This window comes from Kordia sp. (assembly GCF_050633145.1).
Lineage (GTDB): Bacteria > Bacteroidota > Bacteroidia > Flavobacteriales > Flavobacteriaceae > Kordia.
Genome location: NZ_JBOEFY010000047.1, coordinates 37,266 through 53,582, shown reverse-complemented (window position 1 = coordinate 53,582; position 16,317 = coordinate 37,266). Strand labels below are relative to the sequence as shown.

21 protein-coding genes are annotated in these 16,317 nt (G+C 33.9%); 20 read left to right on the top strand and 1 reads right to left on the bottom strand.

Going from position 1 to position 16,317, the window contains the following annotated elements; genetic code table 11:
- Positions 1 to 4: 4 nt before the first annotated feature.
- The 4 genes from ACRBBL_RS20520 (at position 5) to ACRBBL_RS20505 (ending at position 3,280) form a co-directional block, all read left to right on the top strand.
- A complete protein-coding gene (locus tag ACRBBL_RS20520; protein WP_431370958.1) occupies positions 5 to 757 on the top strand; it encodes an SDR family NAD(P)-dependent oxidoreductase in 753 nt (250 codons plus the stop codon).
- Positions 757 to 1,386 (top strand): HD domain-containing protein, encoded by a 630-nt coding sequence (locus ACRBBL_RS20515; protein ID WP_431370957.1) that lies wholly within the window; start codon positions 757 to 759, stop codon positions 1,384 to 1,386. Before ACRBBL_RS20520 ends, ACRBBL_RS20515 begins: the two co-directional genes overlap by 1 nt.
- Complete coding sequence (locus ACRBBL_RS20510; protein ID WP_431370956.1) at positions 1,383 to 2,519, top strand: ATP-binding protein; 1,137 nt, start codon at positions 1,383 to 1,385, stop codon at positions 2,517 to 2,519. Before ACRBBL_RS20515 ends, ACRBBL_RS20510 begins: the two co-directional genes overlap by 4 nt.
- Positions 2,520 to 2,605: 86 nt before the next feature.
- Positions 2,606 to 3,280 carry an NUDIX domain-containing protein gene (locus ACRBBL_RS20505; RefSeq protein ID WP_431370977.1) on the top strand — a complete coding sequence of 225 codons (675 nt, stop codon included), beginning with the start codon at positions 2,606 to 2,608 and terminating at the stop codon, positions 3,278 to 3,280.
- A 439-nt stretch (positions 3,281 to 3,719) separates the two neighbouring features.
- Here the strand turns inward: ACRBBL_RS20505 and ACRBBL_RS20500 are convergent, their stop codons facing one another.
- Positions 3,720 to 4,712, bottom strand: a complete 993-nt coding sequence (locus ACRBBL_RS20500; protein ID WP_431370955.1) for a hypothetical protein — start codon at positions 4,710 to 4,712, stop codon at positions 3,720 to 3,722.
- Between the two features lie 162 nt (positions 4,713 to 4,874).
- Here ACRBBL_RS20500 and prs point away from each other — a divergent pair, with 162 nt between their 5' ends.
- The 16 genes from prs to ACRBBL_RS20420 all read left to right on the top strand — a co-directional run bounded on the left by prs (position 4,875) and on the right by ACRBBL_RS20420 (position 16,297).
- Positions 4,875 to 5,690: a ribose-phosphate diphosphokinase gene (gene prs / locus ACRBBL_RS20495; protein ID WP_431370954.1), complete on the top strand. Its 816-nt coding sequence runs from the start codon at positions 4,875 to 4,877 to the stop codon at positions 5,688 to 5,690.
- A gap of 78 nt (positions 5,691 to 5,768) precedes the next feature.
- Complete coding sequence (locus ACRBBL_RS20490) at positions 5,769 to 6,713, top strand: ADP-ribosylglycohydrolase family protein (protein WP_431370953.1); 945 nt, start codon at positions 5,769 to 5,771, stop codon at positions 6,711 to 6,713.
- A gap of 32 nt (positions 6,714 to 6,745) precedes the next feature.
- Positions 6,746 to 7,300, top strand: coding sequence for an NADAR family protein (locus ACRBBL_RS20485; protein WP_431370952.1), 555 nt, complete (start codon positions 6,746 to 6,748; stop codon positions 7,298 to 7,300).
- Positions 7,301 to 7,388: 88 nt separating this feature from the next.
- Positions 7,389 to 8,255 carry an MBL fold metallo-hydrolase gene (locus tag ACRBBL_RS20480; RefSeq protein ID WP_431370951.1) on the top strand — a complete coding sequence of 289 codons (867 nt, stop codon included), beginning with the start codon at positions 7,389 to 7,391 and terminating at the stop codon, positions 8,253 to 8,255.
- Between the two features lies 1 nt (position 8,256).
- Entirely contained in the window at positions 8,257 to 9,075 is an 819-nt protein-coding gene (locus tag ACRBBL_RS20475; protein ID WP_431370950.1) for a TIGR02452 family protein, read from the top strand.
- A complete protein-coding gene (locus tag ACRBBL_RS20470) occupies positions 9,072 to 9,548 on the top strand; it encodes a macro domain-containing protein (RefSeq protein ID WP_431370949.1) in 477 nt (158 codons plus the stop codon). The genes ACRBBL_RS20475 and ACRBBL_RS20470 overlap by 4 nt, the downstream gene beginning before the upstream one ends.
- A gap of 2 nt (positions 9,549 to 9,550) precedes the next feature.
- Complete coding sequence (locus tag ACRBBL_RS20465) at positions 9,551 to 10,468, top strand: ADP-ribosylglycohydrolase family protein (protein ID WP_431370948.1); 918 nt, start codon at positions 9,551 to 9,553, stop codon at positions 10,466 to 10,468.
- A 5-nt stretch (positions 10,469 to 10,473) separates the two neighbouring features.
- The gene (locus ACRBBL_RS20460) at positions 10,474 to 11,109 is read left to right on the top strand and encodes a DUF4291 domain-containing protein (RefSeq protein WP_431370947.1); all 636 of its coding nucleotides are present in this window, start codon (positions 10,474 to 10,476) and stop codon (positions 11,107 to 11,109) included.
- Positions 11,106 to 11,720 (top strand): nucleoside 2-deoxyribosyltransferase domain-containing protein, encoded by a 615-nt coding sequence (locus ACRBBL_RS20455; protein ID WP_431370946.1) that lies wholly within the window; start codon positions 11,106 to 11,108, stop codon positions 11,718 to 11,720. The genes ACRBBL_RS20460 and ACRBBL_RS20455 overlap by 4 nt, the downstream gene beginning before the upstream one ends.
- The gene (locus ACRBBL_RS20450) at positions 11,713 to 12,252 is read left to right on the top strand and encodes an RNA 2'-phosphotransferase (RefSeq protein ID WP_431370945.1); all 540 of its coding nucleotides are present in this window, start codon (positions 11,713 to 11,715) and stop codon (positions 12,250 to 12,252) included. Before ACRBBL_RS20455 ends, ACRBBL_RS20450 begins: the two co-directional genes overlap by 8 nt.
- A gap of 47 nt (positions 12,253 to 12,299) precedes the next feature.
- Positions 12,300 to 12,860 (top strand): prolyl hydroxylase family protein, encoded by a 561-nt coding sequence (locus ACRBBL_RS20445; RefSeq protein ID WP_431370944.1) that lies wholly within the window; start codon positions 12,300 to 12,302, stop codon positions 12,858 to 12,860.
- Entirely contained in the window at positions 12,857 to 13,711 is an 855-nt protein-coding gene (locus ACRBBL_RS20440; RefSeq protein ID WP_431370943.1) for an SIR2 family NAD-dependent protein deacylase, read from the top strand. Before ACRBBL_RS20445 ends, ACRBBL_RS20440 begins: the two co-directional genes overlap by 4 nt.
- 46 nt (positions 13,712 to 13,757) lie before the next feature.
- On the top strand, positions 13,758 to 14,513 hold the full coding sequence (locus tag ACRBBL_RS20435) for a metallophosphoesterase (protein ID WP_431370942.1): 756 nt from the start codon (positions 13,758 to 13,760) through the stop codon (positions 14,511 to 14,513).
- Complete coding sequence (locus tag ACRBBL_RS20430; RefSeq protein WP_431370941.1) at positions 14,510 to 15,145, top strand: transglutaminase-like domain-containing protein; 636 nt, start codon at positions 14,510 to 14,512, stop codon at positions 15,143 to 15,145. The genes ACRBBL_RS20435 and ACRBBL_RS20430 overlap by 4 nt, the downstream gene beginning before the upstream one ends.
- An 11-nt stretch (positions 15,146 to 15,156) precedes the next feature.
- Positions 15,157 to 15,693 carry a Crp/Fnr family transcriptional regulator gene (locus tag ACRBBL_RS20425; protein WP_431370940.1) on the top strand — a complete coding sequence of 179 codons (537 nt, stop codon included), beginning with the start codon at positions 15,157 to 15,159 and terminating at the stop codon, positions 15,691 to 15,693.
- Between the two features lie 52 nt (positions 15,694 to 15,745).
- Positions 15,746 to 16,297 carry a DinB family protein gene (locus ACRBBL_RS20420; protein ID WP_431370939.1) on the top strand — a complete coding sequence of 184 codons (552 nt, stop codon included), beginning with the start codon at positions 15,746 to 15,748 and terminating at the stop codon, positions 16,295 to 16,297.
- Positions 16,298 to 16,317: the final 20 nt, after the last annotated feature.

Here is a 16,317-nt window from a genome sequence, read left to right as displayed (position 1 = left end):
ATAGATGAAAAAAACAGCTTTTATTACAGGTACCACAAGCGGAATTGGACGCGAGATTGCACGCGAATTTGCAAAACATAATATACGATTGATTCTTTGCGGACGTAGACAAGAACGCTTGGACGAATTGCAAACAGAACTGAATTCACTCACAGAAACTCACACACTAAATTTTGATGTTCGCAATAATGAAAAAGTAGCAGCAGCAGTTGCTTCCTTACCTGAGAATTTTCAAACCATCGATATTTTGATTAATAATGCTGGAAATGCACATGGCAAGGATTCTATTCAGAATGGAAGTGTGGACGATTGGGACGCGATGATTGACATCAACGTTAAAGGATTATTATATGTGAGCAAAGCCATTATTCCACAAATGGTGGAACAAAAATCTGGTCATATTTTAAATATTGGATCTTCGGCTGGAAAAGAAGTGTATCCGAACGGAAATGTGTATTGTGCCAGTAAACATGCAGTTGACGCACTAAACCAAGGAATGCGAATGGATTTACACGCACACGGAATTCGCGTTGGCGCTATTAATCCAGGATTGGTAGAAACAGAGTTTAGCGACGTTCGTTTTAAAGGAGATACCGAACGTGCTGAAAAAGTATATCAAGGGTATCAACCATTAACACCGCAAGACATTGCCGAGATTGCTTATTTTATTGTGTCGCGACCAGCACATGTAAATGTTGCTGATTTAATGGTGATGTGTACTGCACAAGCTTCAAATACGATTCTGAAAAAATCATAATGGAAAACGAGTTGTATCAATCATGGTTAATTTTAACATCGAAATATACCGATGATGAATTGTTATTGAATCAACTTTGGAAAGAAATCAATCAAAATTACACGACTAAAAAACGGCATTACCACAACTTGAATCATATAAAATACATGCTTCAATTGGCTTCAAACGATCAGGTTGATTTGAATGATTCTGACACATTACAATTTGCTATATGGTATCACGATATTATCTACAATGCAACCAAAAGTAACAATGAATTGAAAAGTGCTGAATTCGCCCAAAAACGACTAAAAAAGCTTCAAATTGACTCAAAAAAGATAGAAAATTGCGCAAATTTGATCATTTCCACAAAAAAACACGAAATCCTAAATGCTCAAAATCAAGATAATGCCTATCTTTTGGACTGGGATTTGGCAATTTTAGGAACTACTTGGAAAAGTTATCATACATATACTCAAAACATTCGCAAGGAATATTCCATGTTTCCAGATTTCATGTATAAAAAAGGAAGAAAGAAAGTATTGCAGCATTTTCTAGAACGTCCACGAATTTATTACACAGAAAAGTATCATAATTTATGGGAAACCATCGCTAGAGAAAATATTCAAAAAGAACTCACCTTAGTATGATTAATAAACGCCTTTTGATTAAAAACTTACTCGCTCACAACGATGAGAATAGTTTTTATGATAAAAAGCGAAAGTTGAATATTGGTGAAAAGGAAGGAAAAGCAAAGTTCCTCAAACATATTTGCGCTCTCTCTAACAGCAATCCAAAAAACAATTCATTTATCGTTATTGGTGTAGAAGATGAAGACAATAAAATTGTTGGTGTTGACTTTTTTGATGATAGTAAAATTCAGAATTTAGTCAATGCCTATTTAGCAAATCCGCCAATTGTGCAATACGAAAATATATACTTTCCGCATTTACCCAAAGGAAAGGTAGTTGGTTTGGTTACCATTCGCGCCATTGATAAAATCACTTCACTCAAAAAGAACATTTGGAAATATTATGGTGGCTCTGTTTTTCTACGTGACGGCAGCATTTCCATGCCCAAAGTATTTGATATTGAGATTAAAGATGTGAATTCTGAAATTGTAAAAACAATTGAAAAAAACGCACAAAACAATATCAAACTTACCTTAGATAGCGTGATTAATTTTATCACAAACGAACACAAAAATTTAGAATCACATTACCAAGTCTTTAAAGAACAATTTATTGTTTGTTGGGCTGGAATCAAACAAAAACAAGGTAACAAAACGTTCTATTCGCGTGTTGATATTGAACTCATTAACGAGCAAGTAAAGTTATTTTATTCTGCGTTAGATCAGGTTGAAATTACATATACAGAGGATGTTTTTACGATTACAGAATACGTTCCGCTTGGACTTCAAAACAAGAATAAATACTATCCGCTTGAAAAAGTAACTATTACGTTTCAACCCAACGGAATGTATAAATTGGAAAGCAATTTAATTTTTGAAGTGCCTTATTTTGACAAAAAAATGTTGCATCATATTTACAATAGCAACAATGCTATCTTAGAAAAACTACAAAAAAATAGTCCGATCAATGAAAGTGAAGATCACGATTTACGCAATCTTCCAGCAACCTATATGATTTGTTATTTGAATGGTTTTCATCAAGCAAAAGACAAATTAGACCAAGCAAAACCACTTTTAAAATCGTATGATCGAGATATTTACGAATTGTATAAAGCTACCATTCGAATTTTGAGGAAGATTAAATATAGTTAGTTTTATGCCAACAAAAAGAAAAGTTTAAAAAGGCTTTTACAAATAAGTTATAGCCAATTCACGGTAATTTGTATTTTTGTCTCATGATGCAAAACATTCGTGTAGCAGTTGACGCCGTAGTATTTGGGTACAAAGACCATCAATTGAACGTGCTTCTTATCAAAAGAAAAGTCGCGCCATTTCAAGGTTCATGGGCATTGCCTGGCGGATTAGTTTTAGAGCATGAAAGCTTAGAAACCGCCGTAGAACGTGAATTACAGGAAGAAACAAACGTAACTATTGACTATTTAGAGCAACTATATTCGTTTGGAAAACCTGGTCGCGATCCGCGAAATCGTGTCATTTCTGTTGCCTATTTTGCGTTGGTAAAACCATCTCATCACGAAATAAAAGCCGATACAGATGCGCAAGATGTTGCTTGGTTTCCAATCAGTGAATTGCCCGAACTTTCTTTTGATCATGATGTAATTTTAGAAAAAGCCAAAACACGTTTGCGCAACAAACTCACCTACGAACCAATTGGTTTTGATTTACTTTCAACCAAATTTCTATTCTCCGACTTGGAAAAACTCTACATGACAATTCTAGAAAAGAAAATTGATCGTAGAAACTTTCGTAAAAAAATCATGAGTTTTGAAATTTTGGAAGAACTCGATGAAAAAGTCTCAGAAGGCCGCGGAAGACCAGCCAATTTGTTCAAGTTCAACAAAAAACAATACTTCAAATTGCAGAAAGAAGGTTTCTTATTTGATATTAAGTAAGTGTATTTTCCTTACTTTTAATGCATGGGTCTATCAAACAGAAAACTAAAATATATTTCCATCATCAATCTTGGCGTGCTCGTCGTCTATTGTCTGTTCTTTTTAAAATATGAGCTTCTATTTTTCACCTTACTCAATCATTGTATTCTTGCAGTTATCGGTTTCATATCGCTTGTAACATCAGTACTAATTTTTAAAAGAAAAAAATATCTTTGGCTAGTACATAGTTTAATTCCATTTATTTTCCTGACTTACATATATATCTACCTATATTTTTTCTTTTCCATCGATTTAAGTGGTCTCAAAATTTTACCTTTCGACATCAATAGTAGCTCTTAAATTGTGCTAATGGCGTGCCCGAAAACGGTCAGACTCTCGGCAGTCGCTCTCTTCGAGGAGCTCCAACAAATGCCTCTATCCTTCACGCGAAACCAACAACCTATGAACCAAATAACTCCAAAATAGTTTTCCTAAAACTACTATTTGCTAACAATGCTTCTTGAGTTCCTTTCTCAAAAACTTCTACCAATTCTTCACTTCCGACTTCATTTCGTGTAGGACCGTAAAACTCTATATTTGGATATGACAACTTAAAAACGCCTACTAAATTTCTATATTCAGTAAATTCAAATTTGCGTGTAGTTTCTCCAAGAATCTTATCAATTACAGTATTCAAACCTTTCAAAAAACCTTTAGAATGTGTTCCATTCTCTCTAATAACATCAGCTCTTGGCAATGTAATTGTTGTAAAGTTTTCTTCAGCATCATGAATCGAAAATATAATCTCAGCTTTCAAATCAATTGATGCATCTTCAATAGAAACTTGGAAAGGTTTCATTAAAAGTCTCGATTCAAAACTCTTCATTTCAAACCAATCTAGTAATCCTTTTGATGAAAAACTAGCAATAGTTTGCTCATTTTCAAACACATTAATTTCTTTTTCAGGATACAAAAAAGCATATCGTTTAAAGAAATTGAACAATAAATGTTTTGGCAGTCTTTTACTACTCAAAATCGTTGTATCAAGTTTAAACCTAATAACTAACTCATTTACTTTTGTTATTTCTTTCTCGGAAATCAACTCGCCTTTTTCATACATAAGTTCCTTTCCATTCGATTGAATCAAACATGTTTCTGACAAAGCCGGCAACGTACACATTTCATAAGCTAATGAATTTATATTTTCTGGAATTAACTCAAAATTTAAAACACTATCGAAAACAACTTGAAATGTGTTATTTTTTAGATATAAAAAATTCGTTTTAGTCCATTCTATATGACTTGTCAAGTATTCAAATAAAAAAGAAATAATTCTCAAATTACCAGTTTCATCAACACGACCAATATACATTGCAGGTCGCATTCTAATATGTTCAACAATGTTTTCTATTGGCCGAATACTGGCTTTACAATACTTATTTTCTTCACTCATATAGCTATTTTTCAAAGATAAAAAGATACGAAAAACGAAGCGTTTTTTCAAGCTTTTCAACCATTAAATATTGCTATCAAAAAGCTTATTAATGTAATTTTTACACAAAATAATTTGCAGAACGAAAAAAGCGTTTTATATTTGCGTACAAATAACGCTAATATGAACTATTTACATTTAGATACGGACTTTACTCCTTTTGGAAAATCAATTGACTTTGAAACATTTACATTTTCAGGAGGTGAGCCACATATCAAGATCAAGGAAGCTGTAAAAGATGCTGTTATCATTACGCAACGCATTACTTCTTTCAATGATATAGGATTTATTCTATTAGCAACAGATGCATTACGAAGAATGAACGTAAAAGAAATTAACCTGTTCATTCCGTATGTTCCAGCAGCACGTCAAGATCGTGTCATGGTTTCAGGGGAACCGTTAAGTGTAAAGGTATATGCAGATATCATTAACAGTCAAAATTATGAAAAAGTCACTGTTTTCGATCCGCATTCAGAAGTCACACCAGCGTTATTAAACAATGTCGAAGTAATTGACAATCATGAATATGTAAAACAATGTTTAGCAACCATAAAAGATGAAATCGTATTGATTTCTCCCGATGGTGGTGCGTTGAAAAAGATATACAAATTATCAGCATATTTAGGAGGAATTGAAGTGATAGAATGTTCTAAAAAACGAGATGTAAAAACAGGTGAATTATCTGGATTCACAGTCTATTCAGATGATTTAAAAGGCAAAACAGGGGTTGTAATAGATGATATTTGCGATGGCGGCGGTACATTTTTAGGACTCGGAAAAGCATTGCAAGAAAAAAATGCTGGCGATTTACATTTAATCGTAAGTCACGGAATATTTAACAAAGGATTTGAACAATTAGAAAGTATATATAAAACAATTTTCACCACAAACTCATTTAGAGATGTGAAATCAAAAAAAGTAGTGCAAATAAAGTTATAGAGTGTTGAGTTATGAGTTATGAGTAAGAAACAATTTAAAATTCAACATTTAGAATTTAACATTTAAAATAAAAAGATTATGAACTTATTAGAACGCTTACAAGGAGGAATATTTGGAGTTGCTACAGGTGATGCTTTGGGCGTTCCGTATGAGTTTTTAAGTAAAGACCGAATGGAACGTTTTCCTGCTACCGACATGATTGGTCATGGAACACACAATCAACCATTAGGAACTTGGTCAGATGACAGTTCACTTACGTTTTGCTTAATGGAAGGTTTACTTTCTGGATACAATACAAAGATCATTGCACGAAAATTTGTTGCTTGGTTTGATCGTGCATATTGGTCTCCACACGGAAGTGTTTTCGATATCGGAATCACTACACGACAAGCAATTTATAGATTAGAACAAGGACATACACCCGAAATTTGTGGCGGAATGGATGAATATTCTAATGGAAATGGCTCGCTTATGCGAATTCTCCCATTGGTCTATTTCTTAAAAAATGAAGAAAATATTGAAGAACGTTATCAAATCATCAAAGAAATTTCTTCAATGACACATGCACATTTCAGATCAGTTTTAGCATGCTTTATTTATGTTGAGTATTGTTTGCTATTATTGAATGGAACTGAGAAATTTCAAGCGTATGTAAAAGTAAAAGAACTTGTAAATACTTTTATAAAAACACAAGATTTTAATGAAAAGGAAGTTGGTTTTTACCATGAAGTTTTACAACAAGACATTGCTAAAAGAGATCCTGAACGTATTCGCGGAAGTGGTTATGTTGTCAATTCCTTAGAAGCATCTTTGTGGTGTTTTTTAACTACTGATTCGTATGAAGATTGCGTTTTAAAAGCAGTCAACTTAGGAGAAGACACAGATACAACTGCCGCAATTGCTGGCGGATTGGCAGGAATCTATTATGGTTTTAAGGCCATTCCAGAAACATGGAAATTTCAATTAGCACGTTATGACGACATTCACAACCTAATTGATCGTTTCCACGAAAGTATTATTTAAAATTCAACATTTAGAATTTAAAATAAAAAGACATGAAACATACATTACAACATATACAACAACGCTTCAACGAACAAGAAACGTTGAAATTCCTCTTTTTTTGGGGACATCAACCTTCTAAAGATGGAAGTGTCACAAAAAGCTGTTTTAGTCAATGGTGGGAAGTTGAATTTACCGTAAACAACGAAGTTTACAAAACTGCCGAACATTGGATGATGGCAGAAAAAGCACGTATTTTTAACGATATGGAAATTCGAAAAGAAATATTAACTGTAAATCATCCACATGACGCTAAGAAATTAGGAAGACAAGTTAAAAACTTTGATCCTGTTATTTGGAATGAACACAAGTTTAACATTGTCGTTAAAGGAAATTATCATAAATTTTCACAACACGAACATTTAAAACAATTTCTATTAGACACCAAAAATAGAATTCTTGTAGAAGCCAGTCCCAGAGACCGAATTTGGGGAATTGGAATGAGCGAAAACAATGAAAAAGCTGCGAATCCGAATTTATGGAGGGGACAAAATCTACTAGGTTTTGCCTTAATGGAAGTTCGAGATCAATTGAAAAAAAATGCTTGAATATAGTATCTCGACTCCACTCGATGTGACAAATTTAGATTAGAAAATAATTTAAAATTTAAAACTTAGCATTCAAAATTTAGAAATAATGAAACTCACCATACACGGATACTCAACTGCATTATATGCAACTTGGTATTATATAGAAGAATTAGGAATTCTATTTGACGCAGGCGATGGCGTTTGTTCAAATTTATTAGGAAAAGCAGGAAAGATAAAACATGCATTTATCTCACATGCCGATAGAGATCATTTGACAGGTTTAATGCAATTCAATCAATTATTTGCAGGTTTAAAACCAACGATTTACTATCCGAAAGATTCAGGTTCATTTCCGTTTCTAAACGATTTCTTTACCAAATTTGATCCGCATAACAAAGGAACGAATTGGCAAGAAATAGAAGACAAATCAATCATAGCTACAAAAAATACCATTCAAGTAGAAGCAATCGAAAATGGTCATGTAGTACAACCTGGTTTATTGAAAAGTTTAAGTTTTAAAGTATTTGAAACCAAACGAAAGCTCAAATCGGAGTTTGTGAATTTACACAAAGACGAATTGATCCAAATCAAAAAAGAACATGGAGATCATTTCCTAACAAATGAAATCAAAAGAAACATTTTATCATATTCGGGAGATACGCCAATTGAAGATTACAAGCGCTATGACAACAGCGAAATTCTCATTCATGAAGCGACATTTTTAACCAAAGACGAAACAAATACAAAAGCATTCAAAAACAAACACAGTTCTTTAGATGAAGTATTTAAAATGGTTGCAAATATCAAGATAGACAAACTGATCTTAGGACATTTTTCATCGCGATACGATCAACATGAAATAGACAAAGAAATTAAAAAACACATACAGCACTACAACATAAAAATTCCCGTACATCGGATTCCTGTTGGAAAAGCTGTCAAAAATATTTTGGCGCAAGAGCCAATCAATTAAAATGAACAGAGCACAAAGAAAAATACTCGCAGAAGAAACCCTAATTATATTACATAATGGGTTTTATATGATGGATGATAAAAAAATAGATTTTGGCTACGAGCAAATAGAAGCGAAACAAAAATCTATCTATTATGAAAGTGAGCAATTAGATAAAATTGTAGCAAACACGAAAGTTGAAGGAACACACGAAACTGTATTTGAAGTTACTGATGAAACCTCATTAGCTGCCATTTTACGATTGCATGATGAAGGAAGTGTGATGTGTTTAAACTTTGCTTCCGCGAAAAATCCTGGCGGTGGATTCTTAAATGGATCATTAGCACAGGAAGAAAGCCTCGCAGCAGCTTCTAGTTTATATCTATGTCAGAAGGAAAACTTCGGATTTTACGAAAAGCACAGAGCACTAAAAACGAATCTCTATACCGATGATATCATTTTCAGTCCAAACGTTCCTTTTTTCAGAAATGATGCTGGAGAATTATTGGAGAAGCCAGTATTAGCTTCTGTAGTTACGGCAGCAGCGGCAAACTATGGCGCAGTCAAAAAAACTGAAAAACGTATGGTTTCTCAAATTCCAGACATCATGCGTAGAAGAATTGAAAAAGTATTGGCAGTTTCTGTAGCACACGGAAATGACACCTTAATTCTCGGCGCTTGGGGTTGTGGTGTTTTTCGAAATGATCCAGCAGTTATTGCAAAACTTTTCAAAGAAGTTTTAGAAACAAGCTTTAAAAATCAATTTAAAAAAGTGGTGTTCGCGATTTACGCGAATAATGAAAGATACATTGCGCCATTTAGACAAGAATTTGAATCATGAAATCAATAACATACCTAAAAGGTGATGCTACAAGTCCGCAAGCAAAAGGAACAAAAATAATTGTTCACATATGTAATAATCTAGGCGGATGGGGAAAAGGGTTTGTCTTAGCGATTTCAAAACGTTGGAAAGCTCCAGAAGAAGCCTATAGAATCTGGCACAGAAACAGAGCAAAAAATGATTTTGAACTAGGAAATATTCAAATCGTTCAAGTATCAGAATATGTATATGTAATCAATATGATTGCACAACAAGGAATGAAAACGGGAAGTAACGGAGTTCCAATTCGCTACAATGCTGTTGAACAATGTTTGGAGAAAGTAGCTGAAAAAGCAAAAGAATTAAACGCTAGTATTCACATGCCTAGAATTGGTTGTGGATTAGCTGGCGGAACTTGGAATAAAGTGGAACCTATTATTGAAAAAACAGTATTAACAAACGACATCGATACGTATGTCTACGATTTTGGATAATCATGAACACACATAGATTACAATTAGCACAAAAATCATTGCTTGGCAATAGTATTGGTGACGCTTTTGGCGAAAGTTTCTTTGGTCCAGAAGACGCTGTTTACAATGCTATTCACTTTCGTGAGATTCCACAAACGACTTGGGAATTCACAGATGATACGGTAATGGCAATTGCAATCTATACATCATTGGAAATGTTTGGTGAAATCAATCAGGATTTTATTGCGAAAGCGTTTGCTAGAAACTATCATTTAGATTTTAATCGAGGTTACGGACCTGCCATGCACAGAATCATGCGTGCAATTGAAGCTGGAGAACATTGGAAAGAAGTTTCAAAAGCAGCTTTTAGCGGAATGGGTTCTATGGGAAATGGCGGTGCCATGCGTGCTGGTTTAATCGGAGCGTATTTTTATGATGATTTAAAGAAAGTAACAACACAAGCTTTTCTATCATCTGAAATTACGCATGCAAATGAAGAAGGATGTGTTGGTGCAATGGCAGTTGCAATTGCTACAGCGATCAATACGCAATTACAAATTGAGAATAAAACGCTTGAACCAAACGAATTCATCAAAAAAGTAGTTGCTCAATTGCCTGATTGTGACACAACTTCTAAGATCAAAAAATCAATAACGGTTTTACCAAATTACGATATAAGAACCGTAGTGTCAATCTTAGGAAATGGTGTAAAAATGATTGCACAAGACACAGTTCCAATTTCAATTTGGATTGCCGCGCATCATCAAACAGATTTCCAAGAAGCCATTTGGAGAGCAGTTTCCGCTTTAGGCGATAGAGATACGATTTGTGCAATTGTTGGTGCAATTACCATCATGAATACGAAAGAGGAGAACATTCCAGCAGACTGGAAAAACAAGGTAGAAAACTGGCGTAACAGTGAGTTTTATCAAAAAAATTAGAAAACATGAAATTAAACATACAAAACTATACAACTCAAAATAATGAATGGCCACAAAACGGACATCACATCATGGCACAATACGATGATGAAAAAGTAATCGTATATCAGTCGTATCGTCCAGCAATCGGGAATTTTGCTACAAGAAATCAATTTTTTGGCGGACCATTTAGCTTGGAACGCATGACATGGATTAAACCAAATTTTCTTTGGATGATGTACCGAAATGGTTGGGGAAAGAAAGTTGGACAAGAAGTCGTTTTGGCAATTCACTTGAAACGTGAAGCTTTTCAAAAATACTTGGAAAACGCAGTACATTCTTCATTCAAACCTGAATTGTACGAATCGCAAGAAACATGGAAAGAATCTGTAAAATCTTCTAATGTACGATTGCAATGGGATCCAGATCATGATCCGTATGGTGCAAAATTAGAACGACGCGCAATTCAGATTGGAATCAGAAATGAATTTATCCGCAGTTATGCTAAAGAAGATGTTTTAAAAATAGAAGATATCTCTGCATTTGTGGCGGAACAATATGAGTTTGTAAAATCGAATCAACTAGACAAATTGATGATTCCTGCAGAACGTCCTTTTTTACCAGAAGGCGAGGAATTACAGCGAAAATTGCAGTTAATATGAAGCATGAAGCTATAAGATCGTTATTTTCTAGAAGTCACGATACGGTATTTTCAAAATTGGGTGTGTTTTTGGCTGGTCCAACGCCACCAAGTGGAGAAATGACAACAGGATGGAGACGTGTTATCGTAGATAAATTGGTAAATGATTCACGATTAGACCCAAGTATGATAGTTGTTTCTCCAGAACCAATCACAGGAAATTGGTCAGAAATAAACAATCCAAATCCTAAAAGTGAATTGGAGAAAGTTCGAAATCAGCAAATTCCTTGGGAATTGCAATACTTAAAACTTTGCGACATTACCGCCTTTTGGCTACCAACGTATTGGAACAAAGAAAAATCGGAAGTGTTTCCTGCCAATATTGGTCCCACAAGTCGTTGGGAATTTGGATACTTTTTACAAGAATATTTAAAAGATCCAAAAGGAAAACATTTTATAATAGGAAGTCCCGAAGATGCAGAAAGTCTCAATTGGGCAAAACAAATGACAGCAGCGAATGGTATAAAATGGCATACGTTAAAGAACAATGAAAAATCAAAACTAGTTGCCGATTCATTCATTGATGAAATTGCCGAAACGCTGTTGCAAAATAAATGGAATTACAATGAGTAAAAAAAATAAAAGCATAAGCAAATTTCTAAGTTATGTACTTAGACATAATCCTGATAAACTAGGAATTACACTCGATGAAAATGGCTGGACTTCAGTCGCTGTTTTACTTGAAAAAATAAACGTAGAACCATATTCGCTTTCTATGGAGGAATTAGAAGATGTGGTGGCTACGAACAATAAAAAACGTTTTGCTTTCAATGAAGACAAAACGATGATTAGAGCAAGTCAAGGGCATTCTGTCAATATAGATTTGGGCATACAATCAAAAGAACCTCCGAACTATCTATATCATGGAACGGTTGAAAAATTTATCACATCCATTCAAGAAAAAGGATTGATCAAAGGAACGAGACAACATGTGCATTTGAGCGCCGATAAAGAAACCGCAATTAATGTTGGAAGTAGACGCGGAAAACCAATCATTCTAACAGTAAGAAGCGGCGAAATGCATGCACAAAATCACGCGTTTTACCAATCAGAAAATGGTGTTTGGCTTACGGAAAAAGTTCCAGCGGAGTTTATAGAATTCTAATTGCACACTTCTACTCCGCTCAGTGTACAATTCAAAAAACAGAAGTCATGAAAAAACTAGAAGATCACATATACGTTATTGACAACTTTTTATCGCATGAGGAATGTGATGAGTTGATTGCCAAGAGTGAGAAAAGGAAATATAAAGAAGCTAAAGTAAACTTGCGAGGAAGACAAGTCTTAATGACTAACGTGCGCAACAACTTGCGTGTTATGTACAAAGATGAAGTACATGCAGAAATTCTCTGGAACAAAATCAAAGAATATGCTCCTGCGCAAATAGGATACAGTCATGCTTTTGGTTTAAACGAAATGCTTCGATTTTATAAATATGAAGAAGGACATCGATTCAAAATGCATAGAGATGGAAGCTATAGACGAAATGACACGGAAGCGAGTCAATATAGTTTTTTGATCTATTTGAACGATGATTTTGTAGGTGGAGAAACTGTATTCCATTCTGGAACTACGATTCGCCCTAAAAAAGGAAGTGCTCTATTATTTCTTCACGGTTTACGCCATGAAGGTGCTTTATTAAAAAGCGGAACAAAATACGTACTTCGAACAGACATTATGTACAAATACATTCCGAAAATTGAGGAATCATGAAAAATTTAAAAGAAATATTGAAAGAGAACTTTCAAAAAGAAAAAAGAAATAAAATCACATTTTTAACAGGCGCAGGATTGTCTGCAGCAAGCGGAATTCCTACGTATAGAGGTTCGGACGGAATTTGGGTAAAAGGAACAAAATTTCACAAACCAGAAGAGTTTGGAACGTTCAAATACTTTAGCAAACATCAAGATGAAGTTTGGCAATTTAACCTATTCCGCAAAGGAATGTTTGAAAATGCACAACCAAACGATTCGCATACATTGTTGGCGAATATTGAAAAATTAATTCCAGAAGATTTTTCCATCATCACACAAAATATTGATGGATTGCATCAACGTGGCGGAAGTTCTGGAAACAAAGTATATGAAATTCATGGAAACATGCGTACGGTTCGTTGTTCTGTAGAATGTTCAAAAGCAGTATATCTCTATCCAAAAGACATCAAAATTGATCGTGTTGATCAAGAATTAACAGATAAAGATTGGGAAAAATTAGAATGTCCAAAATGCGGATCACTATTACGTCCAAATATTTTATGGTTTGATGAATATTACAACGAACGTTTGTACAAAGTTGATTCTACCATGCGAATTTCTAAAAACACAGGTATTTTAGTCGTAATTGGAACTTCTGGTGCTACATCATTGCCTTTAGCATTGGTGAAGCAAACCTTACAATACGGCGGCTATGTATTGGATGTAAATTTAGAAGATAACAATATCACTAAATTGATGAAAGACAAAAAAAGAGCAGTACCATTCCGAATGACAAGTGATGAATTCCTAGGTGAGTTTTATAAAATTTTAGAACAAAACATTATCAATAAGTTATCAAATACAAATTGATATGTTTTGGTGAATTTTTATAGTATTTTAGATAAAATTTAAACACATGAGAACATTCGCTATAGGAGACATTCACGGAGGATTTAGAGCATTGACACAAGTGCTTGAACGCGCCAACGTAACCACAGAAGACACTTTAATTTTCATGGGCGATTATGTAGATGGTTGGAGTGAATCTGCAGAATTAGTTGAGTTTCTTATAAAACTAAACACCAAACAAAAGTGTATTTTCATTCGTGGAAATCATGATGTTTGGTGTCATGAATGGTTAATGGATGGTCATGTACATGATGTTTGGTATATGCATGGCGGAAAAGAAACTTTAGAAAGTTATGAACGTGTCAACTATAACAAGCAACAGCATTTGGAATTCTATGAAAATTTAGAAAACTATTATATTGACGATCAAAATAGACTGTTTCTACATGCAGGATTTACCTCCATGCATGGTGTTTTAAAAGAACATTATCACAAGAATTTCTATTTTGATAGAACACTGATTGAATCTGCACTATTAGCTGATAAGATTGGTATAGAAAAATTAAGTAATACACTCTATACGCCAAGACGATTTCGACATTATAAAGAAATTTATGTTGGGCATACACCAACATTAAACTTTAATTGCAATATACCAATGAAAGCTCATAATTTATGGGATGTGGATACTGGGGCTGCTTTTACGGGTAAATTGTCTATCTTAGATATTGATACGAAAGAGTTTTGGCAAAGTGATCCACTTCCAGAATTGTATCCTGACGAAAAAGGGAGAAACAAAATGCGTGTCATTCGTAGAAAATGAAGTACTTAACCACTACATATTATTTCGATTTTGAAGATACTAGCATTCAAAAACTAATCGCTTCATGCAAAGACAATTCAATCTCTAACAAAGAAAAAGCGATTGCAGTATATAACAAAGTTCGAGACGATTGGAAATATGATCCTTACAGCATTAGTCTTTCAAAAGAGAACTTTCGCGCAAGCGTCATTGCTCAAAAAACAAGTGGAAATTGTGTTGAGAAATCAATTCTATTAATTGCTTGTTTGAGAGCTTTAGAAATTCCCGCACGACTGCATTTGGGGAAAGTTAAAAATCATATTGCTGTAGAGCGACTCACAGAAAAATTTGGTTCAAACGAACTCACGCCACACGGAATGGTCAATGTTTTTTTAAATGAAAAATGGTTGAAGCTTTCACCTGCTTTCAATGCTTCATTATGTAGAAAATTCAATGTTACTCCTTTAGAGTTTGATGGAGAAAACGATTCTTTTTTGCAGCAATACAATGATAATGGAAGTTTATTCATGGAATACACAGCCGATTATGGGCATTTTGAAGATGTTCCGTTAGCCTTCATGAAAAGAAATGTAAAAGAGCATTATCCACATATTTTTGACACTGACGAAGATATTACGGAATTCAAGCTTTGATAAAAGACATTATGAATCCAATTTCAATATTAATTGATAGAATACACAGTGAAAATCTCTGGGATAAAGAGATAAAGCTTAAGCGCAATGAATATTTAAAAGTAAAGGGAAGTATTGATACCAATATCTATTTAGTTAAAAGTGGAAGCTTGCGCATTTTTGTAGTTGATGCATACGAAGAACATACAATTAGATTTGGATATAAGAATAATTTAATCGCTGCTTTAGATTCATTTTTAAATGAAAAACCGTCTGAACTTTATATTCAAGCGCTTAAAAAAACGACCTTAAAAGTGATCAGTAAAGAAAACTATACAAATTTCATTACCTCATCAGCTGAAAACAAGAAATTGTGGCTTTCTATTTTAGAAAGTTTCGTTTTACAACAAATGGAAAGAGAGCGTGATATTCTAACATCTTCACCAATGGAAAGGTATACTAGAGTTTTAAAAAGGAGTCCTCAGTTGTTTCAAGAAATACCAAACAAGTATATCGCTTCGTATTTACGAATGACACCTGAAACACTATCCAGAATTAAAAAATCTTAATTTCAATCAATTTTTTTGAAGAAATGTATTCTGAAATTTGCAATAAAAAACAATGGTATCTACATCACAACAATTATTGCAAAACCTATTAGAGCTTACGCGAGCGAATTTAAATGCTGCCGAAAGTTTAAAAAATCAACCTATTGAAAACCTAAATTGGAAACAAGATTCAAAGAGCTGGAGTGCACTTGAATGTATAGAGCACTTAAACAGATATGGCGACTTTTACATTCCAGAACTCACAACTAAAATAAGTACTGCTAGACATAAAAGTGCTGAAGTGTTTAAAAGCAATTGGCTTGGAAAGTATTTTAGTAAAACAGTTTCTTATAGTGAAGATTTAAACAAAATGAAAACATTCAAGTCTATGAATCCTTTAAACTCTAAACTCAGTATTGAGACACTTGAAAAATTCATCGATCAACAACATCAAATAATTGAATTGTTGGACAAAGCAAAACATGTACACCTTGACAAAACCAAAACTGCAATTTCTATTTCAAAATTAATTAAGCTTAAATTAGGTGATACATTTAGAGTTTTAATCTATCATAATGAAAGACATATAAAGCAAGCAGAAAAAGCCTTACAGCTTGCACAATAAGCAACAAACCTATATCTTTC